This window comes from Halorubrum sp. AS12 (assembly GCF_051122765.1).
Taxonomy (GTDB): domain Archaea; phylum Halobacteriota; class Halobacteria; order Halobacteriales; family Haloferacaceae; genus Halorubrum; species Halorubrum trapanicum.
On sequence record NZ_CP185385.1, the window covers coordinates 2,359,634 to 2,378,134 of the forward strand.

Annotated in this window: 20 protein-coding genes and 2 pseudogenes; 8 read left to right on the top strand and 14 right to left on the bottom strand. The window is 70.4% G+C overall.

From position 1 onward, the window contains the following. Nucleotides 1-25 precede the first annotated feature (25 nt). Nucleotides 26-1,183 (top strand): deoxyhypusine synthase, encoded by a 1,158-nt coding sequence (locus ACODNG_RS12015; protein ID WP_434521497.1) that lies wholly within the window; start codon nt 26-28, stop codon nt 1,181-1,183. 430 nt (nt 1,184-1,613) lie between these two features. Here ACODNG_RS12015 and ACODNG_RS12020 read toward each other — a convergent pair whose 3' ends face one another. The 5 genes from ACODNG_RS12020 to ACODNG_RS12040 all read right to left on the bottom strand — a co-directional run bounded on the left by ACODNG_RS12020 (nt 1,614) and on the right by ACODNG_RS12040 (nt 5,588). After that, nucleotides 1,614-2,648: an LLM class flavin-dependent oxidoreductase gene (locus ACODNG_RS12020; RefSeq protein ID WP_434521498.1), complete on the bottom strand. Its 1,035-nt coding sequence runs from the start codon at nt 2,646-2,648 to the stop codon at nt 1,614-1,616. Between the two features lie 461 nt (nt 2,649-3,109). Next, nucleotides 3,110-3,286, bottom strand: coding sequence for a 50S ribosomal protein L37e (locus ACODNG_RS12025; protein WP_434521499.1), 177 nt, complete (start codon nt 3,284-3,286; stop codon nt 3,110-3,112). Continuing rightward, complete coding sequence (locus ACODNG_RS12030) at nt 3,283-3,525, bottom strand: LSM domain-containing protein (RefSeq protein WP_210113335.1); 243 nt, start codon at nt 3,523-3,525, stop codon at nt 3,283-3,285. The genes ACODNG_RS12025 and ACODNG_RS12030 overlap by 4 nt, the downstream gene beginning before the upstream one ends. A 102-nt stretch (nt 3,526-3,627) precedes the next feature. Continuing rightward, nucleotides 3,628-4,938 (bottom strand): twin-arginine translocation signal domain-containing protein, encoded by a 1,311-nt coding sequence (locus ACODNG_RS12035; protein ID WP_434521500.1) that lies wholly within the window; start codon nt 4,936-4,938, stop codon nt 3,628-3,630. After that, complete coding sequence (locus ACODNG_RS12040) at nt 4,935-5,588, bottom strand: hypothetical protein (RefSeq protein ID WP_434521501.1); 654 nt, start codon at nt 5,586-5,588, stop codon at nt 4,935-4,937. The genes ACODNG_RS12035 and ACODNG_RS12040 overlap by 4 nt, the downstream gene beginning before the upstream one ends. Nucleotides 5,589-5,892: 304 nt before the next feature. On the opposite strand from ACODNG_RS12040, the gene ACODNG_RS12045 reads away from it, so the two are divergent. From ACODNG_RS12045 to ACODNG_RS12055, 3 genes and pseudogenes are all read left to right on the top strand, one after another. Continuing rightward, the gene (locus ACODNG_RS12045) at nt 5,893-7,245 is read left to right on the top strand and encodes an MBL fold metallo-hydrolase (RefSeq protein ID WP_434521502.1); all 1,353 of its coding nucleotides are present in this window, start codon (nt 5,893-5,895) and stop codon (nt 7,243-7,245) included. Then, entirely contained in the window at nt 7,242-8,288 is a 1,047-nt protein-coding gene (idsA3, locus tag ACODNG_RS12050; RefSeq protein WP_434521503.1) for a geranylfarnesyl diphosphate synthase, read from the top strand. Before ACODNG_RS12045 ends, idsA3 begins: the two co-directional genes overlap by 4 nt. 55 nt (nt 8,289-8,343) lie before the next feature. Beyond that, nucleotides 8,344-8,541: pseudogene (locus ACODNG_RS12055) on the top strand (DMT family transporter); the annotation flags it as partial. A 37-nt stretch (nt 8,542-8,578) separates the two neighbouring features. Here the strand turns inward: ACODNG_RS12055 and ACODNG_RS12060 are convergent. From ACODNG_RS12060 to ACODNG_RS12080, 5 genes and pseudogenes are all read right to left on the bottom strand, one after another. Continuing rightward, nucleotides 8,579-9,658 (bottom strand): hypothetical protein, encoded by a 1,080-nt coding sequence (locus tag ACODNG_RS12060; RefSeq protein ID WP_434521504.1) that lies wholly within the window; start codon nt 9,656-9,658, stop codon nt 8,579-8,581. Continuing rightward, on the bottom strand, nt 9,655-10,794 hold the full coding sequence (locus ACODNG_RS12065; protein WP_434521505.1) for a S49 family peptidase: 1,140 nt from the start codon (nt 10,792-10,794) through the stop codon (nt 9,655-9,657). The genes ACODNG_RS12060 and ACODNG_RS12065 overlap by 4 nt, the downstream gene beginning before the upstream one ends. After that, entirely contained in the window at nt 10,791-10,937 is a 147-nt protein-coding gene (locus tag ACODNG_RS12070; protein ID WP_434521506.1) for a hypothetical protein, read from the bottom strand. The genes ACODNG_RS12065 and ACODNG_RS12070 overlap by 4 nt, the downstream gene beginning before the upstream one ends. Next, nucleotides 10,934-12,074, bottom strand: a pseudogene (locus tag ACODNG_RS12075) (hypothetical protein). Before ACODNG_RS12075 ends, ACODNG_RS12070 begins: the two are co-directional and overlap by 4 nt. 81 nt (nt 12,075-12,155) lie before the next feature. Then, nucleotides 12,156-12,623, bottom strand: a complete 468-nt coding sequence (locus ACODNG_RS12080) for a peroxiredoxin (protein ID WP_434521507.1) — start codon at nt 12,621-12,623, stop codon at nt 12,156-12,158. A gap of 74 nt (nt 12,624-12,697) precedes the next feature. Between ACODNG_RS12080 and ACODNG_RS12085 the strand changes: the two genes are divergently transcribed. Then, nucleotides 12,698-14,749, top strand: coding sequence for a histidine kinase N-terminal 7TM domain-containing protein (locus ACODNG_RS12085; protein WP_434521508.1), 2,052 nt, complete (start codon nt 12,698-12,700; stop codon nt 14,747-14,749). 6 nt (nt 14,750-14,755) lie between these two features. Here the strand turns inward: ACODNG_RS12085 and ACODNG_RS12090 are convergent, their stop codons facing one another. Further along, the gene (locus ACODNG_RS12090) at nt 14,756-15,079 is read right to left on the bottom strand and encodes a CGCGG family putative rSAM-modified RiPP protein (protein WP_434521509.1); all 324 of its coding nucleotides are present in this window, start codon (nt 15,077-15,079) and stop codon (nt 14,756-14,758) included. A gap of 128 nt (nt 15,080-15,207) precedes the next feature. Here ACODNG_RS12090 and ACODNG_RS12095 point away from each other — a divergent pair, with 128 nt between their 5' ends. The 3 genes from ACODNG_RS12095 (at nt 15,208) to ACODNG_RS12105 (ending at nt 16,998) form a co-directional block, all read left to right on the top strand. Beyond that, the gene (locus ACODNG_RS12095) at nt 15,208-15,444 is read left to right on the top strand and encodes a DUF2249 domain-containing protein (RefSeq protein ID WP_434521510.1); all 237 of its coding nucleotides are present in this window, start codon (nt 15,208-15,210) and stop codon (nt 15,442-15,444) included. Between the two features lie 94 nt (nt 15,445-15,538). Continuing rightward, the gene (gene map / locus ACODNG_RS12100) at nt 15,539-16,447 is read left to right on the top strand and encodes a type II methionyl aminopeptidase (RefSeq protein ID WP_434521511.1); all 909 of its coding nucleotides are present in this window, start codon (nt 15,539-15,541) and stop codon (nt 16,445-16,447) included. Next, nucleotides 16,447-16,998, top strand: a complete 552-nt coding sequence (locus tag ACODNG_RS12105; RefSeq protein WP_434521512.1) for an HIT family protein — start codon at nt 16,447-16,449, stop codon at nt 16,996-16,998. The genes map and ACODNG_RS12105 overlap by 1 nt, the downstream gene beginning before the upstream one ends. A 49-nt stretch (nt 16,999-17,047) precedes the next feature. Here the strand turns inward: ACODNG_RS12105 and ACODNG_RS12110 are convergent, their stop codons facing one another. From ACODNG_RS12110 to ACODNG_RS12120, 3 genes are all read right to left on the bottom strand, one after another. Then, nucleotides 17,048-17,305: a type II toxin-antitoxin system HicA family toxin gene (locus ACODNG_RS12110; protein WP_434521513.1), complete on the bottom strand. Its 258-nt coding sequence runs from the start codon at nt 17,303-17,305 to the stop codon at nt 17,048-17,050. 2 nt (nt 17,306-17,307) lie between these two features. Beyond that, nucleotides 17,308-17,583: a type II toxin-antitoxin system HicB family antitoxin gene (locus ACODNG_RS12115; protein ID WP_434521514.1), complete on the bottom strand. Its 276-nt coding sequence runs from the start codon at nt 17,581-17,583 to the stop codon at nt 17,308-17,310. 124 nt (nt 17,584-17,707) lie between these two features. Next, nucleotides 17,708-18,460, bottom strand: coding sequence for an amino acid ABC transporter ATP-binding protein (locus tag ACODNG_RS12120; protein WP_434521515.1), 753 nt, complete (start codon nt 18,458-18,460; stop codon nt 17,708-17,710). Nucleotides 18,461-18,501: the final 41 nt, after the last annotated feature.

Here is an 18,501-nt window from a genome sequence, read left to right on the forward strand (position 1 = left end):
ACGCGCGCCGACCCCATCCGGAGCCATGACCGACAGCGACGAGGGGACGCGGGACGACGCCGCGGACGCCGGGAACGCCGACGGGGAACGCGACGCACGCGACGAGCACGACGCGGCGGGCGACGGCCACGATCACGACGATCACGGCGGCCACGAGCCGCACCGCGAGGAGTTCGGCGAGGACCCGATGGGCCACACCCGCGCGACGGCCGGGATGACGGTGAGCGAACTCGTCGACGGCTACGGCGACGCGGGGATCGGCGCCGCCGCGGTCAACGAGGCGGGCGACGTGCTCGCGGAGATGTTCGAAAACGAGGACTGTACGGTGTTCCTCTCGCTCGCGGGCGCGATGGTGCCCGCCGGCATGCGCCGGATCGTCGCCGACCTCATCCGCGACGGGTACGTCGACGCCGTGGTGACCACCGGGGCGAACCTCACCCACGACGCCATCGAGGCGATCGGCGGGAAACACCACCACGGACGGACCCACGACCCCGAGAAGAGCCTCCGCGAGCACGACGAGGGACTCCGCGACGAGGGGGTCGACCGCATCTACAACGTCTACCTTCCCCAAGAGCACTTCGCGGAGTTCGAGGGGCACCTCCGCGAGAAGGTGTTCCCGGCGCTGGAAGCCGACCCCGACGCCGAAGACGGGAGCGGAGCGGGCGACGACGCCGTCTCCATCGCGGACCTCACGCGCGAACTCGGCCGCGCGAACGCCGAGGTCAACGAGCGCGACGACGTCCCCGAAGGGCCGGGCGTCGCGGCCGCCGCCTACGAGTGCGACGTGCCGATCTACTGTCCCGCGGTTCAAGACTCCGTGCTGGGGCTTCAGGCGTGGATGTACGCCCAGACCGCTGACTTCACGCTCGACGCCCTCGCGGACATGACGGAGCTGACCGACCTCGCGTTCGACGCCGACGACGCGGGCTGCCTGCTCGTCGGCGGCGGCGTGCCGAAGAACTTCACGCTCCAGACGATGCTCGTCACGCCCCGCGCGTACGACTACGCCGTCCAGATCACGATGGACCCGGAGGCGACCGGCGGGCTCTCCGGCGCGACCCTCGAAGAGGCGCGCTCGTGGGGGAAACTGGAGAAGGACGCGCGCAACGCCTCTGTCTACGGCGACGCGACCGTGATGCTCCCGATGCTGATCGCTGCGGCCCGCGAGCGCGTGGAATAGCGCCACGAGTGCGGCCCTGACCGCGTCATTGTTTATAAATCAATCCGCGGTGGCGCGTGCCTGCGAGCGGCCCTTGGCCGCGAGACAGCACGCGCGAGGTCGCCGGCGCTACGCGCCGGCTGCCAGAGGGACCTTCGGTCCCTCGCTGGAGTCGGCCGGTCGGAGCGAAGCGGAGACCGGCCGACGAGGCTGGGGAGGCGTGAGGGCGGTTGCGGTGCTGTACGGGGTGGGACTCAAAGGGGCAGTCGCGAGGACGAAGCACGGCGCAGTAAGCACCGCAAAGAGCGAGCACCGCGAGCGACTGAGGAGCGCAGCAAGCCGCGCGAGTCCTCGCGGCTGGGGCTTTGGCCGTGTCCGTCACCGATCTGTTCTCGACTGCCTCTCAAAGAGCCTTCGTGGGACCGAGAGCGGCTCCCGCGCTGGAGTCAATTTATGCCTGCGAGTCCAGATCCATCGCCTCGGCGAGGAGCGCGTGCGAGTCGAGCGCGTCGTCGTGGTCCGGCACGGTGTGCTGGATCATCATTTCGTCGACGCCGACGCGGTCGGCCAACTGCTCCAACAGCCCCGAAATCGTCTCCGGACTCCCGGAGATCGCCCGCGGCCACTCGTCGTCGTCCAGCGTCGCGGGCGTCGGGTCCGGCGCGCCGCCCAGCTCGTCGACCGCCTCCGCCACCGTGGGCGTCTCGTCGCCCAGTTCGCCGCGCTGCATCCGTCGGAACGTCGCCTCTGCGGGCGCGCGCCGCCGGGCCGCGGCCTCGTCCGTCTCCGCCGCGACCGCGTTGACCGCGACCATCCCCCGCGGCTCGTCGAGGCCTCCGGGTCCGGATTCGGGGTCGAACGCCTCGCGGTACGCCGCGAACGCGCGCTCGGCGAACCCGGGGCGGATGAAGGCGGCGAAGCAGTAGCGCAGCCCCAGCTCGCCCGCGAGCTTCCCGCTCGACGGACTCGATCCCAGGACCCACGGGACGGCCGGTCCCTCGTCGGACCCCGGCACGGACAGGTCGCTGTACGGGTGGTCCGGCGGGTAGTCGTCGCGGAGGTGGTTCACGACCGCCGTGATCCGCTCGCGGTGGTCCTCGTTCGGGTTCTCGACGCGCCGGTCGGTGCCGAGCGCGCGGTCCGACGCGGGCGAGCCGTTGGCGCGCCCCATCCCGAGGTCGACGCGGCCGGGGGCCAGGCCGTCGAGGACGCCGAACGACTCGGCCACCTTGAACGGGCTGTAGTGGTTCATGAGCACGGCGCCGGAGCCGATCCGGATCGAGTCGGTCGCGCCAGCGAGGCGGCCGAGCAGCACCTCGGGCGTGGTGCCCGCGAGGCGGTCGCCCATCCCGTGGTGTTCGGCGACCCAGAACCGCTCGTAGCCAAGTCGCTCGGCGTGTTTCGCGGCGTCGACCGTGTTCTCGAAGGCGTCCGCCGCGGTGCCGCCCCGGGGGACCGGCGAGAGGTCAACGACTGAGAGGTCCATGTTCGGACACGGCTACCGCCGCGGGAAACGGTTTGGGTCCCGGCGGTGTCGTGGCGAACCGCAACTACGGGCCCCATGCGGTGGCGCGTGCCTGCGAGGCCGCTCTGCGGCCGAGCAGCACGCGCGAGGGACGCGGTGAGCGCTCGAAGAGCGCGAACCGCGAGGCTGGGGAGGCGCGAGGTGCGGTTGCGGTGCTGTGCGGGGCGGGACTCAAAGGGGCAGTCGGGAGGCCGCAGTAGGCGATGTAAGCACCGCAGGAGCGAGCACCGCGAGCGACGAGGAGCGCAACGAGCGTACTGCGGCCTCCCGGCTGGGGATTTGGCGGTGTTCGCCGCTCTTCCGTCAGCAGGCGTTTATAAGCAAGCGGTTGAGTCTCGGAGGTATTCGCCGTCTCTCGCCACTCTACTTATAAACGTACGACTGCGCGGACTGAAGCGAGAAGAAACCGAAGAGACCGCAGTTCAGTTGTCGCCGGTCTTCGACTGCCAGGCGTAATCGCGACGCGAGGCGGAATTGCCGAAGCCGCACGAGGAGCAGCGCTCCTTTTTGATGTGGTAGGACTTCTCGCCGCAGCGTCGACACTTCACGTGGACCGTCTTGTTCTTCTTTCCCTGAGAGGGCGTACCTGCTCCGGTCATGCTTTGATGGTAACGACGTTATCGCCGCGTATAATCGTTGTGTCTTCGATCGCGACCGCGAACTCACCGTCGAGGTCGTCGTCGACGCGGTCGTCCACGTCGGTCTCCGGTTCGATGACGACGTTCATGTGCTGGTCGTAGCCGCCCAGGACTCCGTAGTACGTCGTGCCGTCCTTCAGGTGTACCGTCACCGGCTCCTCGAGCGACGCTTCGAGCACGTCGAGGGGTCGTCCACTCATTGTCCGTACCGCCGCCCGTCGCGGTAATAAAAATACCGGGACGCCGGTCCCGAGGCCGGTCGGTTTGACACGAACCCGTTTTCGGTCGCCCCCGACCGGCGCTCACTCCAGCCGCTCGCGGACGAACGCGGCCGCTGCCGGGACCGCGCTCGCGTACAGGTCGGCGTACGCCAGTTCCGCCTGACTCCGCCGCGCCGAGCCGTACCCCTCATCGATTCGGTCGTCGACGTACCCGACTATTTCCAGCCCGGGCCGGACGAGCCGCGTCGCAAGCGGATCATCGGCGTCGACGACCTCGCTCACCGTCGCCCGCGCCCGCTCGGCGGTCGACCGAACCGACGCCTCCGTGGGAACGTCCCGGTGTTCGCCGTCGCGGATCTCGTTGATCGCCGTCCGGTACGCCTCGCTCTCGGCCAGCGCGGTGCCGGCCTCGACGGCCGCGGTCGCGTGGTCGCCGGCGTCGATCGCCCGCTCGACGTCCTCGACCGTCGACCCAATCCCGAGCTCGGCCACGGCGACCAGCTCCTGTGCGACCGTGCCGCTCAGGTCCTCATCGCCGAGCGGCTCCTCGCCGCCGGTACGCTCACGGACGGTCGAACGCGTCCGGCTCACCGACCCGCGCAGCCCGTCGGCAGCCGCGACCAGCGACGCCCACCGCGGCGCCGCCCCGTCGCGGCCGTCGAGGTACGCCTCGCGCAGCCCCGCGGCGTCGGCGACGGCCGCCCGCGAGCGCTCGACGCGGGCGACCGCCTCGCCCGCGCGGAAGGGTTCGGCGACCGGATCGGCGGGGTACGTCACCCGAGGCCGGACGTTTCTCGCACACTCCGCGAGCAGCGACTCGACCGGCTCGTACGCCAGCACCGCCTCCACGGCCGATTCGCCCCGGTACTCGATACCGGAAGCGAGCGCCCCGCGGTCGTCGCGGACCGCGCGGCGCTGGGCGGCGAGATCCGCTCCGTCGTCGGTCCCGGTGGCCGCGCGGTACGCGCCGCGGACCTCCGCGGCGTCCTCCCGGCGACGGCGCCACGCCGAGAGCGCGTCGACCGGCCACTCGTCGGCAATCTCGGCGTCCACGCGCCGCATCGCCTGCTCGCGGTCGTCGCCGATCGCCGTCGCCACCGCAGCGTTGGGTACGTCCGGATCGGCCGGCACGTCGGCGAGCATCCCGCGGGCACGCGTCTCATGGGCGTCCGCGAGCGACGCGGGGACGGTCGCCGGGAACGGCGACGCCGGCCACTCGATCGATCCGACGGCGTCCGACGGGAGCGACACGGGCTGCTCCCGACGCTCCTCGTCGCCGGTGAACGGGAGCGCGGAGCAGCCGGCAACCGCCGCCGCGCCGGCCGTCGCGACTCCGGCGAGGAATCCGCGGCGCGAATCCGATCCGCGATCCGAACCCGATCCGCGGGTCACGCGTCATCACCGCCGCTTCCGGACGCCGCCGCCGCGTTGAACACGGTCGGTGGTTCCACTCGTCCACAGGAGCTGCTCATCCCCCGCCCGCTCCCGGTCGAGCTGTCGGCGGCGACGGGGAGCCGGATCGCGAACCCGACGGTGTGGGTCTCGTCGGCGCCGCAGTCGATGTCCGCCGGGCGGTACGCCTCACAGAAGTCGGCGTGGGGGTGGAGGTCGCCGGCCGCGAGTTGGTCCGGCTCGACGGCCACCGACCGGAACCGGATCTCCCGGCAGGCGTCCACGGGCATCGCGAGCAGGTACACCGACGCCGCGTCGAAGTCGGTCGCGGCGCAGAACGACCGGAGCGTCTCACCCGCATCCGTCCCGGCGAAGGTGAGCTCCGCGAGGTTGGCGTCCGCCACCAGCACGCGCCGCGTCGCTCGCCCCTGTCTCGCCCGCTCGTCGGCCGACAGCGACGGGAGTTCGTCGTCCGCGGTGACCAGCACGCCGCCGCTCTCGTCGCGGGCCTTCTCCAGTTCGTAGTCGTCGATCGGTTGATTGGCGGTCGGGTAGCTGTTCGACGCGGTCTCGCTGCCGGCGCAGCCGGCCAGGGCGGCGATCCCTGACGCGGCCGCGAGGAGGGCTCGGCGGCGGGGAACGTCTGCCATCGTCGGCGATTCGACTGAGAGCGTGAAACGCTTTGCGGGACTCGCCCGGAGCTTCCGTCGTCAGCTCGGTTAAAACGCGGTCCCTCGCCGCCCCGTTCGGACGCGAACCGCCGCCGCGCAACCGAACCCGGGAGTTTTTAACGTGGGCGGGAGTACGCCGAGGTACCACACTCCCGCGGGACACGGTGAGTCGCGACGACTCGGCCGTAGCGGGGCCTCAACGACGCGCGGTACGACGCAGCGCTGACGGCTCCTTGCGGGGTTTCAGTGATCGACGCCGACCACGGCGTCAGACACGCACACCATGGAAATAGAAATTGCGACACTCGGCGGTTACGAAGAGGTCGGTCGACAGATGACGGCGGTCCGAGCGGGCGAGGACATCGTCATCTTCGACATGGGCCTGAACCTCAGTAAGGTCCTCATCCACGACAACGTGGAGACCGAAAGCATCCACAGCCTCGACCTGATCGACATGGGCGCCATCCCGGACGACCGGGTCATGAGCGAACTCGAAGGCGACGTCAAGGCGATCGTCCCCACCCACGGTCACCTCGACCACATCGCGGGGATCCCGAAGCTCGCCCACCGCTACGACGCGCCGATCGTCTCCGCGCCGTACACGATCGAGCTGGTGCGCCAGCAGATCGAAGACGAGGGGAAGTTCCAGGTCGACAACGACCTCGTGAAGATGAAGCCGGGGGCCTCGATGGCGATCGGCGACTCCGAGCAGGTCGAGATGGAGTTCGTCAACGTCACCCACTCGATCATCGACGCGATCAACCCCGTCCTCCACACGCCCGAGGGCGCGGTCGTCTACGGGCTCGACAAGCGACTGGACCACGACCCCGTCATCGGCGACCCGATCGACATGGAGCGGTTCCGCGAGATCGGTCGGCAGGACGAGGGCGTCCTCGCGTACATCGAGGACTGTACGAACGCCGGCCGGAAGGGCCGGACGCCCTCCGAGTCGTACGCGAAAAAGCACGTCGAGGACACGCTGAAGTCGATGGAGGACTACACCGGCGGCATCGTCGCCACCACGTTCTCCTCTCACATCGCCCGCGTGAAGACGCTCGTCGAGTACGCCCGCGAGATCGGCCGGCAGCCGGTCCTGCTCGGGCGCTCGATGGAGAAGTACTCGGGCACCGCGGAACGCCTCGACTTCGTCGACTTCCAGGGCGACGTCGGCATGTACGGGCACCGCAAGTCCGTCGACCGCGCGTTCAAGCGGATCATGAAGGAGGGGAAGGGGAACTTCCTCCCCATCGTGACGGGCCACCAGGGCGAGCCGCGCGCGATGCTCACTCGCATGGGCCGCGGCGAGACCCCGTACGAAATCGACGACGGCGACAAGGTCGTCTTCAGTGCCAGCATCATTCCGGAGCCGACCAACGAGGGGCAGCGCTACCAGTCCGAACAGCTGCTCCGGATGCAGGGCGCGCGCCTCTACGACGACATCCACGTCTCCGGCCACCTCCGCGAGGAGGGCCACTACGAGATGCTCGACGCGCTCCAGCCCCAGCACCTCATCCCCGGCCACCAGACGCTGAAGGGGCGCTCGCCGTACGTCGACCTCGCGAAGTCGCAGGGGTACAAGCTCGGACGTGACGTCCACGTCACGCAGAACGGGTCCACCATCCAGCTCGTCGAATGACGAGCGAGACGAAGGAGGCGCGGGTGCTGGACGCCATCCGCGAGCGGCGTGACCTCGTCAACGCCGCTATCGACGAGGAGCTGCCGGTACAGGAGCCGGAGCGGCTGTACGAGGCGACTCGCTACATCCTCGAAGCCGGCGGGAAGCGGCTCCGCCCGACGGTGACGACGCTGGCCGCCGAGGCGGTCACCGGCACCGAGCCGATGGACGCGGACTTCCGCGCGTTCCCGTCGCTCGACGGCGACGACGTCGACGTGATGCGGGCCGCGGTCGCCATCGAGGTGATCCAGTCGTTCACGCTGATCCACGACGACATCATGGACGAGGACGACCTGCGTCGGGGCGTCCCCGCGGTCCACGAGGCGTACGACCTCTCGACGGCGATCCTCGCGGGCGACACGCTCTACTCGAAGGCGTTCGAGTTCATGACCGAGACGGGCGCCGACCCGCAGAACGGGCTGGAGGCGATGCGGATGCTCGCGTCGACCTGTACCGAGATCTGCGAGGGACAGGCGCTCGACGTCGCCTTCGAGAGCCGGGACGACATCCTGCCGGAGGAGTACCTCGACATGGTCGAGCTGAAGACTGCGGTGCTGTACGGCGCGTCGGCGGCGACGCCCGCCCTCCTGCTCGGCGCCGACGAGGAGGTCGTCGACGCCCTCTACCGGTACGGGATCGACTCCGGGCGCGCGTTCCAGATCCAAGACGACGTGCTCGATATCACGGTCCCCTCCGAGGATCTGGGGAAACAGCGCGGCTCCGACCTCGTCGAGGGGAAAGAGACGCTGATCACCCTCCACGCGCGCCAGCAGGGGATCGATGTCGACGGCCTCGTCGACGCCGACACGCCCGCCGAGGTGACCGAGGCGGCCATCGACGACGCCGTGGCGGCGCTGGAAGAAGCCGGCTCCATCGAGTACGCCCGGGAGACCGCCGCGGACCTCACCGCGCGCTCGAAGGAACACCTCGAACAGCTCCCCGAGAGCGGCTCTCGGAGCCTGCTCGAAGACCTCGCGGACTACCTCATCGTCCGCGGCTACTGAGCGGGTCGACCGTGTCACGGTACCGAAACGCCGCGCTGTTCTGTCTGCTCGCGCTGTTCTGGGGCGGCTCGGTCCCTGCGAGATCAACCTCGTCTCCTACGTCGTGCCGATCGTCGCGACCGTCGCGGGCGCCCTGCTGCTCGACGAGCCGGTCACCGCGTTCACCGTCCCCGGCTTCGCGGTCATCGTCTTCGGATTCGGCCTGCTGAAGCGCCGCGAGATCGCCGACGCGGCCGCCAGGATCCGGTTCCCGGATAGAAAAGTCGGCGTTGCGCCGGGGCGCGAACCGGTTACGCGGTCGCGTTCCCGGACGGGTCCGTTTCGTTCTCGGACGGGTCGGTCGGCTCGGTCGGCGTCGTGGTCCCTCCCGGCGGGACCGTCGTTCCCGGCGGGACCGCGCCGCCCGTGCCGGTCGCCGGTCCGAACGACACGTCGGGGTTCGGTCCCGTCACGAGGAAGTCCGCGACGTTACCGATCAGGACGCCGTTGTCGGCGCGGCCGGCGTTCTCCGGTTCGAGGAAGCTCGAGTCTCCAACCACCGCGAGCGAGTCGCTTCGGACCGCGACGTCGTAGGAGCCGGCCTCCCGGGTCGTCGACAGCCGCGACGTCTCCGCGGTGGCGAGCGTCGCCGAGTCGCCGGCGGCGCCGATCGGCGCGGCGCCGCGGAGGACGACCTCCTCGACGCCCTCCGTCAGCGACCCCGCCCCGGTCGGCTCGACGAGCACGCTGAGGTAGTTCGCGTCGTTGTTCTCCATGTCGTACACGTAGCCCGCCTCGCCGTAGACGCCGAACGGCGAGCCGAAGTCGGTGAGCGCGCCGGCGCCGCCGGGATCGCTCGTGACGAGCGTCCGGCCGCCGCCGTCGACGAACGACTCGACCGTGTCGGCGTCGGTCGCCGACAGCGCGCCGGGACTCGTGGTGACGAACGCGTCCGCGTCCGAGAGCATCGACGACAGCGGCTCCGCGGTCGCCGCCCCGCCGTAGAACCGGACCTCGTGGCCGTTCTCGACGAGCGCCGCGGTGAGCGGCGCGACGCCGCGCTGGACGCCGCCGAGCGACCCGATGTCCGCTTCCGCGGGCGTGTCGCCGTCTTCGATCGGTAGGATCGACGTGCCGCCGCCGACTCCGGCCGTCGCGCCGCCGAGATGGACGACGACGGTGTTGGACGACTCGGTGCTCTCCATCTCGACCTCGCCGCCCTCGCTCACCGTCTCCGGTTCGACCTCGTCCGCCTGCCAGTGGTCATCCGCGACCGACTCCGTCTCGGGCGGCGCGTCGTCGAGGACGACCCCGCCGACGGCGGCGACGCCGACGACCGCGAGGAAGACCAGCGCGAACGCGCCGACCGTCGTTCGCAGGTCGACGCTCATTCGCCGTCACCCCCGTTCTCCGCGGCCGCGTCGTCGGTCGTCGCGTCTCCGTCGCCACCGGCCGTCGTCTCCGCGTCCGCCGCGTCGCCGTCCGCGGGCAAGCGCCCGGTGTAGCTCGTCATGACGACGTCGTCGCCGACGGTCTCGTCCCACGCCTCCGGCGCGACCGCGAGGACAAGTCCGTCGCCGAGTTCCTCCTCGGAGCCGTCGGCGACGACGACCGTCCCGTCGTCGCGCTCCAACAGCGGGATGCTGGTCGGCACGGGGCTTTCGGTGCGGCGCGTGTCGACCTCGTAGTCGTCGATTTCCGCCTCGGCAGCGGCGTCGGCGACCGCGCCGTCGACGAAGCCGAACTCGTCGGCGAAGCCGTTCTCGACCGCCTCGGTGCCGAGGTACGCGTCGGCGTGCGCGATCGCCTCGCGGTCGAGTTCGATCTCGTCGCCGCGCTGTTCGATCACGTTCTCGATGAAGAGGTTCGCGAGCGTCTGTCGGCGCTCGCGCTGGGTGTCCGGATCGCTGCCGGACTTGTCCGGTCCGGTCGTCCCCGCGTTCGGGCCGTTCGGGGCCGGCGCGGTGCCGGCGACCCCGACGCTGCCGACCGCCTGCGCGGAGGGAGCGACGTAGATCCGGTCGGCGGGCGCGATCGCGAGGTAGGCGCCCGACGCGCCGAGCGTGTCGACGGCGGCGTACACCGGCATCACCGACGCGGTGCGGTCGACCGCGGCGTACATCCGCTCGCTCTGTGCTGGCAGGCCGCCGCCGCTGTTGACTTCGAGGACGACCGCCTCGATCGAGTCGTTCGTCCGGGCGTCGCGGAGGTTGTCCTCGACGTGTTGGGCCGTCGCCGAGTCGATGCTGCCGTCGATCTCGACCACGGCGACCGTCCCGTCGGGACCGGTCACCGCCCCGTACACGCCGGGCGCGACGAGCAGGCCCGCGGCGATCGCGAGGACCGCCGCAACGCCGACCGCGTGTCGGGTCTCGACGCGGTCGAGGAGCGTCGCGTCCGCGTCGTCCCCGCTCGACCGCCCGGCGCTCGGCGCCGATCGCGTGGCGGTCGATCGGTCGTCCGTCGCGACCTCCGCGTCGTCCGTCGATTCGTCCGGTGTCCTCGAAGGCGGATCCTCGGAGCTCATCGAGTCGCCCTCGTTCGATTCCGCAGTCGTCGCGTCGCGTGTTGTAGCGTCGTGTGTTGTAGCGTCGTCATCGTGGGTTCGCTCGCGCGTCGGTTGCTCGTCGATGCGTCTGCGTCTCCGTCGCGGTCGTCGCCGTCGCTCACGCGTCGGCCACCTCGATCGGGTCGCCGACGGCCGCGCCGAACAGCGAGGCGTGGGAGGCGAATAGAATCGCTCTCGGCGGCGGCGTCGACGATCACGGTCCGCCCGTGTCGGGCGACGGTCGCGTCCGAAAGGGAGGTCTCGCCCTCGCGGGCCGCCCGCGCGATCGCTTCGGCCGTCTCCCTGTCGAGGCGTCGGGGGTCCGCGACCGCGCCGTACCGTAGCGCGACGCTCGGCGCGTCGGCGTCAGCGTTCGCGTCGCCGTCCGGGACCGTGTCTCCGCTCCCAGACCCCTCGTCGGTCACGCGGAGCGACGCCCCGACCGCGCCCGACGCGTCGAGCGCGGTGCGGAGCTCGTCCGGCGCGTCGGCAAGCAGGTCCCGCAGGTGATCGCGGGCGTCAGACCCGAGGTCGACGCACACCGTCGCGTCACCGCCGAGCAGCGAGGGGAGCGGCCCGTAGCTCGCGGTCGCGCCCGCCCGCCGCCGCTTCTCGCCGTCGATCCCCGCGTCGCGGTGCGTCGCGGCGACGGCGGGCGTCGGGCCGTACGCGGCCACGAGCTCTCCCGGTGCCACGGCGACTGCCGACCCGAGGCTCCGCGCTCGGAACCGGGAGAACTCGGAGTCGTCCTCGCCCTCGCGGACCACGTCGGGGTCCGCGTCGAGCTCCGCGGCGAGCGCGGCCGCGTCGACGTCGCCGACCGCGACCGCGCACCCCTCCGGCCCGTCCGCGGTGAGCGCGGCGCCGCCGGTCGCCTGTCGGAGGCCACCAATCGACACGCTCTCGTATCGGTCGAGGAGCCGACGGACCCGGAATCCGATCCCGCTCGGGAGACCGGTGGCCGTCAGGACCGGCGGATCGATCCGGGCCGTCACGACGGTGTCGACGGCGCCGGACGCGGTCGCGGCCGGGTCGTAGGTTCCGGCGGCGACCGCGGAGCGCGGCCCGCCGGACCCCGCGTCGGCGCGGTCGCTCGCCGTCTCGTCGCCGTTTGAGTCGGCTCGGGTCGCGGCCGATTCGACGGCGAGGGTCGCGTCGGGCGGCGGCTCGGAGGTCAAGGCATCGATCGGTCCGGCGACTCCCAGCCCGGTCGCTGCGAGCGCCGCTACGCGCTTCGCAAACGCTCGTTTGGAGGGCATCGTTTCAGGTGAATCGTGACAAGTAATAATACTACCGGGTGGCGGCCGGCGATGGTGGTCCCGCCGTCGATCGATCCCCGGTCAGTCCTCGAGCGCGGCAATGTCGTCGAGTATCTCGACGGCGTGGTCCTCAGGGGAGACGCCCTCGTACGCGAGGACGACGGTGCCCTCGCCGTCGAGGACGTACGTGTTCCGGAACACGCCGTCGAAGGTGTTCCCGAACATCTGCTTTTCGCCGTAGGAGTCGTACGCGCTCGACACCTCGCCGTCGGGGTCCGAGAGCAGGGTGAAGGGGAGGTCGTACTCCGCGGCGAACGGTTCGAGGTCCTCGACGGGGTCGTCGCTGATCCCGACGACGGCGATCCCCGCGTCCTCGAACGCGTCCCACTCGTCGCGGAAGGCACACGCCTCGGCGGTGCAGCCGGGCGTATCGGCGCGCGGGTAGAAGTACACCACCGTGTGAGCGGCCGCGGCCGGGTCGACGGTGACGGTCTCGCCGCGGTGGTCGGTGAGCGTGATCTCGGGTGCGGAGTCGCCCGGTTCGAGCATACGGATCGACTCTCCTCGAACGGGTTAGGGGATTCGGTCCCTTTTTAGGGACTACTCGCAACCTATCGGTATCGATGGCGTGGCAACCGACGCCGTACACGGCTCCGTTGCTTGTGGCGGCCGTCGCGTCGTTCGCCTTCTCCGTCTACGCGGTCGGTAACCGATCCCGCGGCGGCAACCCCCTCCTGTGGAGCTTCGTCGGCGTCGCGGGCACCGCCGGCGTCTGGTCGCTGGCGTACGCGGCACAGCTGTCGGCCGCCTCGCTGGAGACCACGCTGTACTTCAACCGCTTCGTCTGGCTCGGCACCGCCGGGCTGGCGGTCGCGTGGCCCGCCTTCGTCCTCTCGTACGTCGACCGGACCGCGTGGCTCGGTCGGCGCCGCTTCGCGCTCTTCTGGCTCGTCCCCGCCGCGGTCGTCGTCGCCGTCTGGACCGTCGGGGTGGACCCGCTCTTTTATCTCGCTCCGTCGCTCGTCGACGCCGGCGGCTACCGCGTCCTTGACTACGCGCCGACGCCCGCGCTGCTCGGGTTCGTCGGCTACACCTACGCGGTCAACCTGTTCACCTTCGCCGTCCTCGGCTACGCCGCGGCGACCCGCGACGGCGTGTTCCGCCGACAGGCCGCGATCCTCTTCGTCGCCGGCGTCGCGCCGCTGGCGCTGGGCGCGGCCGGCATCGCCGGCGCGATCGGTCCCGAGACCGGTCTCGTCGACTTCACCCCGATCGCGTTCAGCGGGACCTCGGCGCTGCTGGCGTGGGTCGTGTTCCGCTATCGGCTGCTCGACGTCTCGCCGATCGCCCGCGACGCGGTGTTCGCGAACCTCTCAGACGGCGTCGTCGTCTGCGACGCCGAGGGCCGCGTGGTCGACCGCAACGACCCCGCCCGGTCGCTGTTCCCCGACGCCGAACTCGGCGTCCACGCCGACGAGGCGTTCGCCGACGCCCCGGCGGTCGCCGACGCGGTCGCGGACGGGGCGGCCGACGACGAGTTCCACGTGACGGTCGACGGGGGCGGCGCGCCGCGGTTCCTGACCGTCGACGTCCACGACATCACCGCGCCGGGGGCGGCCCGCAGCGGGACGGTGCTCCTGTTCCGCGACGTCACCGAGCGGGAGACGCTTCAGCGGCGCTACCGCGCGCTCATCGAGAAGTCCCCGAACGTGATCGCGGTCTGCGGCGACGACGGTCTCCTCCGGTACGTGAGCCCGTCGATAGAGCGGCTGCTCGGCCATCGGACAAGCGAGGTGGAGGGGCGACCGGTCATCGATCTGGTCCATCCCGAGGACCGACGCGAGGCACAGCGGGCGTTCGAGCGCGCCTTCGACGGCCCGGAGCCGGAGTCGATCACGCACCGGATCGCCCGCGCCGACGGCAGTTGGCGTCAGTTCGAGACGGTGATCGAACGCCTGTTCGAAGACGCTCGCGAGGTCGTCATCACTGCCACCGACGTCACCGAGGCCCGACGGTACGAACAGCGGCTTCAGGTGTTGAACCGCGTGCTGCGCCACGACCTCAAGAACGACACCAACGTCATCGGCGGGTACGCGGACCTGCTCCGCGACCACGTCGACGAGGAGGGCCAGCAGTATCTCGACATCATCGACCGGAAGGTCAAGACGCTGACCCACCTCAGCGATCAGGCCCGAGAGATCGACGTCGCGCTCCACAGCGACGCGGGCCGGACCGAGATAGATCTGGCCGCGCTCGTCGACCGCCTCTGCGACTCGCTGGAGTCGTCGTTCCCGCGGGCGACGGTGACGGTGACCGCCCCGGAGTCGGCGGTCGTCTCGGCGGACGAACTCCTGGAGTCGGCGGTCCGGAACGTGTTGGAGAACGCGGTCGTCCACAACGACGGCGACGACCCGCACGTGGAGGCGAGCGTCGTCGCCGACGGCGACCGCTTCCGGATCGACGTGGCCGACGACGGGCCGGGGATCCCGCCGGTCGAGCGGGCGGTGTTCTCGGAGGCCCGGGAGACGGCGCTCGAACATGCGAGCGGGCTGGGTCTCTGGCTCGTCCACTGGATCGTCACGGAGTCCGGCGGCGACCTCGAGATCGACACCCGTGAGCCGACCGGCACGGTGGTGCGGATGTGGCTCCCGCGAGCGGCCAGCGAAAACGATTGAATCCGCTTAGACGTCGACGCGAACGACGTGGCCGCCGCAGCCGCACTGCTCGACGTACTCCGGGTCGATGTCGCCGCCGAGTTGGGATTCGAGCGCCTCGAAGAGGTACTCCTCCGGGTGGCCGTGGTCGCCGTGGGTGACGAGGTTGACGTGGTTGCCCGCGGCCGTGTGCTCGACCGCCTCGATCGCCTGCCGCACGAGGAGGTCGCGGTCCTCGGCGTGTTCGGGGCCTTCGAGGTTCGCGGACCACGAGTTCTCGTGGACGTGGTCGGTCACCGGGTCCGCGCCGTGGTCGTGGTCGTGGCCGTGATCCGAGGGTGTACTCGACATATCCCTCGGTACGCGCCCAAGCCTCCTACGTCTTCGAGCGAACATGTTCGAGCGCACGCCCAGCTCGAACGGACCTCCCGAACGCTTTCGGGAGGAACTATACTACCGCGGGACGCGACCGCCGATCCATGAGCGCCGATCCATTCGACGACGCGGACGAGCGGCTGGACGCCCGCGAGATCGACGGCGAACCCTTCGGCGACATCATGGCCGCGCTCGACGGTCTCGACGACGGGGAGTCGCTCTGTCTGGTGAACAGCTTCGAGCCGGTGCCGCTGTACGACGTGTTGGCGGAGCGCGGGTACGCCCACGAGACGGCGAACCCGGCCGAAGACGAGTGGTACGTCGAGATCACGCCCGCCTGACCGGCGGCGGATCGGCACCGTCGCCCTCGCCGGATCCGGAGCGTTGCGACCGCCCTCCGCAACCTCTTTGCGCGCGGTCGCCGAATCTGAGTCCATGAGTCACGGATCCTTGGACGCGGACGCGGTCGAGAGCTACCGCGAGGCCGGTGCGGTGCTGGTGGAGGCGATGAACGAGGCCCGCGAGATGGTCGAGCCGGGACGGACCCACCTCGAAGTCGCCGAGTGGACCGAGGACTTCGTCCGCGAGCAGGGCGCCGGTCTCGCCTTTCCGGTGAACATCAGCGTCGACCCGGAGGCGTCGCACGCGACGCCCGGCCGCGACGACGAGACGGAGTTCGGCGAGGAGATGGTGTGTCTCGACGTCGGCGTCCACGTCGACGGCTACATCGCCGACGCCGCGGTGACGGTCGACCACAGCGGGACCCCCGAACTCGTCGAGGCTGCGGAGATGGCCCTCGAAGCCGCGCTCGACGAGGCCGGCCCGGGCGTCGAGGTCGGCGTCGTGGGACAGGCGATCGAGGACGTGATCCGCGGGTACGGCTACACGCCCGTCCTCAACCTCTCCGGCCACGGCGTCGAGCGCTACGACGCCCACACCGGGCCGACGGTGCCGAACCGCGGCGTCGACCGATCCGTTGAACTCGAACCGGGACAGGCGGTCGCGATCGAGCCGTTCGCCACCGACGGGCGCGGGAAGGTCGGCGAGGGGACCGAAGAGCAGATCTTCGAACAGCAGGGGTCCGCGAGCGTGCGCGACCGGCGCGCGCGGCAGGCCCTCGAAGAGATCGAGGCGTTCGACGACCTCCCGTTCGCGGCGCGGTGGCTGGAGACGGACCGCGCAGAGATGGCGCTCCGCCGGCTGAAGCAGGCGAACGCGATCAAGGGGTACCCCGTCTTAAAGGAGGACGACGACGCCCTCGTGAGCCAGGCGGAACACACCCTGCTCGTCACCGACGACGGCGTCGAGGTGACGACCGCGGGGATCCACGGCTTCGACGACTGATGGACCGGATCTTCGCGCCGTGGCGGATCGAGTGGGTCGAGCGCGACGCCGACCCGATCGACGGCTGCCCGTTCTGCGTGCTCCCCGAGCGCGAGGACGACCGTGAGTCGCGGATCGTCGCCCGCAGCGAGCGCAACTACGTCCTGCTCAACAACGCGCCGTACAACCCCGGCCACGCGATGGTGATCCCGGACGCACACGTCGAGGACCCGACCGACCTCGACGACGCGACCCTCCTCGACCACGCGAGGCTGAAGGCGGCGACGCTCGCGGCGCTGCGGCGCGATCTGGACCCCGACGGCGTCAACACCGGCCAGAACCTCGGCGGCGACGCGGCCGGCGGCTCGATCGACCACCTCCACACGCACGTCGTCCCGCGGTGGAGCGGCGACACGAACTTCATGCCCGTCACCGGCGACACGAAAGTGATCGTGGAGGCGATAGAGCGCACCTACGAGCACCTCCACACGGGGTTCGCGGCCGACGAGAACTCGGTCGATCCGGGCGACGTCGACGCGGGCGACGCGGTCGAACTCGACTTCGACGTCTGAGCCGATCCACAGGGAACCGAACCACGAATGACCTGACTCGGGTCGGCCGTCACCGGTTCGCGGCGATCCACTTGCAGAACGTCTCGAAGTCGTTCGCTCCGGCGTCGTCGGCGATATCGTGGAGCGTCCCGATGCTGATGGAGTCATGTGCCGGGACGGTCACGACGCGACTCTCCGTATCCTCGTGGCTTTCCGGTGGATCCCAGCGCAGAATCAGGTGATCCCCGGTGGTGCGGACGTGCCGGAACCCGCCGACGTTCACTAGTACTTTGTACACGTCCTCACCCGAAAAATCTCGGGTCACCATCGCTACTGTAACGCGTCAGGGAGTTCATCGTCTTGTGTCCGAGCGACTTCGGGATCGACGCCGAGCTCACGGATTTCGTCGTCCGTCGGTGCGCGACCCCCATCGCCTTCGACCGCGTCGACGACTGCATCGAGGTTGTCGAGCGCGGCATCCCGACTCTCTCCCTGCGCAGTTACACCGACGCGAAGATCGCGAGCGGTCCACTGTCCGTCCGGATTCTTCAGTAACCGGATCTCTCTGTCAGGGGAGTCCGTATCACCCGGATCGGCCCTTGCCATATGCTCTACTATCCCACCCAAGCGCAAAACGCTTCGGGAGCGTTGCCGGCTCACCGCTCACACGCATTTAAATGCCGCATCGTCGCCGGACTCCGACCGGTCTCCCGCGTCCCCTCGACACGACTTAGTACACCAGTTCGCCCGAGATGAACTTCCGGGTGCGCTCGTTTTCGGGGTTCTCGAAGATCTCCTCGGTCGGTCCCATCTCCGTGATCCCGTCGTCGAGCAGCACCGCGACGCGGTCCGCGACCCGCTCGGCCTGATGCATGTCGTGGGTCGCGAGCGCGACCCCGATCCCCCTCGATTTCGCCTCGTCGACCGCGTCCTCGATGACGGCGGTGTTGCGCGGGTCCAGGTCCGAGGTGGGTTCGTCGAGCAGCAGGGCGTCGGGTTCGTACGCCAGCGCGCGGGCGAACGACACGCGCTGGGCCTCGCCGCCCGACAGCGACTCGACGGGCTGGCTCGTCTTGTCGGCCAGCCCCACGACCTCCAGGGACTCCTCGACCGCGTCGGCGGCGCCGTTCAGGTGGAGCATCGAGGCGAGCCGGTCGCTCCACGAGCGGCGGACTCGGAGTCCGTACTCAACGTTGCGCGCGACCGACCCGCCGAAGAGGCTCGCCTCCTGGAATACCATCCCGACGCGGCGCCGCAGCGCGAGGCGCTCGGTCTCGTCGACCGCCCACGCGTCGGTCCCGTCGAGTGCGACGGTCCCCTCGTCCGGCTCCGCGGAGAGCGCGAGCGCCCGGAGCAGCGTCGTCTTGCCGACGCCGGAGGGACCGATAATCGCGACGACCTCGCCCGCGTCGACGTCGATCGAGAGGTCGCGGAACACCGTCTCGTCGCCGTACGACCGCGACACGTTCCTCGCGCGGAGCATCAGTCCGTCACCTCCCGGAGCATCGGTCGGCCACCACTTCG

Bases quoted from the DNA above. Each gene is read 5' to 3' on its own strand.
- ACODNG_RS12015 (WP_434521497.1), top strand. From the start codon at position 26: ATGACCGACAGCGACGAGGGGACGCGGGACGACGCCGCGGACGCCGGG.
- ACODNG_RS12020 (WP_434521498.1), bottom strand. From the start codon at position 2,648: ATGGACCTCTCAGTCGTTGACCTCTCGCCGGTCCCCCGGGGCGGCACC.
- ACODNG_RS12025 (WP_434521499.1), bottom strand. From the start codon at position 3,286: ATGACCGGAGCAGGTACGCCCTCTCAGGGAAAGAAGAACAAGACGGTC.
- ACODNG_RS12030 (WP_210113335.1), bottom strand. From the start codon at position 3,525: ATGAGTGGACGACCCCTCGACGTGCTCGAAGCGTCGCTCGAGGAGCCG.
- ACODNG_RS12040 (WP_434521501.1), bottom strand. From the start codon at position 5,588: ATGGCAGACGTTCCCCGCCGCCGAGCCCTCCTCGCGGCCGCGTCAGGG.
- ACODNG_RS12045 (WP_434521502.1), top strand. From the start codon at position 5,893: ATGGAAATAGAAATTGCGACACTCGGCGGTTACGAAGAGGTCGGTCGA.
- idsA3 (WP_434521503.1), top strand. From the start codon at position 7,242: ATGACGAGCGAGACGAAGGAGGCGCGGGTGCTGGACGCCATCCGCGAG.
- ACODNG_RS12060 (WP_434521504.1), bottom strand. From the start codon at position 9,658: ATGAGCGTCGACCTGCGAACGACGGTCGGCGCGTTCGCGCTGGTCTTC.
- ACODNG_RS12065 (WP_434521505.1), bottom strand. From the start codon at position 10,794: ATGAGCTCCGAGGATCCGCCTTCGAGGACACCGGACGAATCGACGGAC.
- ACODNG_RS12080 (WP_434521507.1), bottom strand. From the start codon at position 12,623: ATGCTCGAACCGGGCGACTCCGCACCCGAGATCACGCTCACCGACCAC.
- ACODNG_RS12085 (WP_434521508.1), top strand. From the start codon at position 12,698: ATGGCGTGGCAACCGACGCCGTACACGGCTCCGTTGCTTGTGGCGGCC.
- ACODNG_RS12090 (WP_434521509.1), bottom strand. From the start codon at position 15,079: ATGTCGAGTACACCCTCGGATCACGGCCACGACCACGACCACGGCGCG.
- ACODNG_RS12095 (WP_434521510.1), top strand. From the start codon at position 15,208: ATGAGCGCCGATCCATTCGACGACGCGGACGAGCGGCTGGACGCCCGC.
- map (WP_434521511.1), top strand. From the start codon at position 15,539: ATGAGTCACGGATCCTTGGACGCGGACGCGGTCGAGAGCTACCGCGAG.
- ACODNG_RS12105 (WP_434521512.1), top strand. From the start codon at position 16,447: ATGGACCGGATCTTCGCGCCGTGGCGGATCGAGTGGGTCGAGCGCGAC.
- ACODNG_RS12110 (WP_434521513.1), bottom strand. From the start codon at position 17,305: ATGGTGACCCGAGATTTTTCGGGTGAGGACGTGTACAAAGTACTAGTG.
- ACODNG_RS12115 (WP_434521514.1), bottom strand. From the start codon at position 17,583: ATGGCAAGGGCCGATCCGGGTGATACGGACTCCCCTGACAGAGAGATC.
- ACODNG_RS12120 (WP_434521515.1), bottom strand. From the start codon at position 18,460: ATGCTCCGCGCGAGGAACGTGTCGCGGTCGTACGGCGACGAGACGGTG.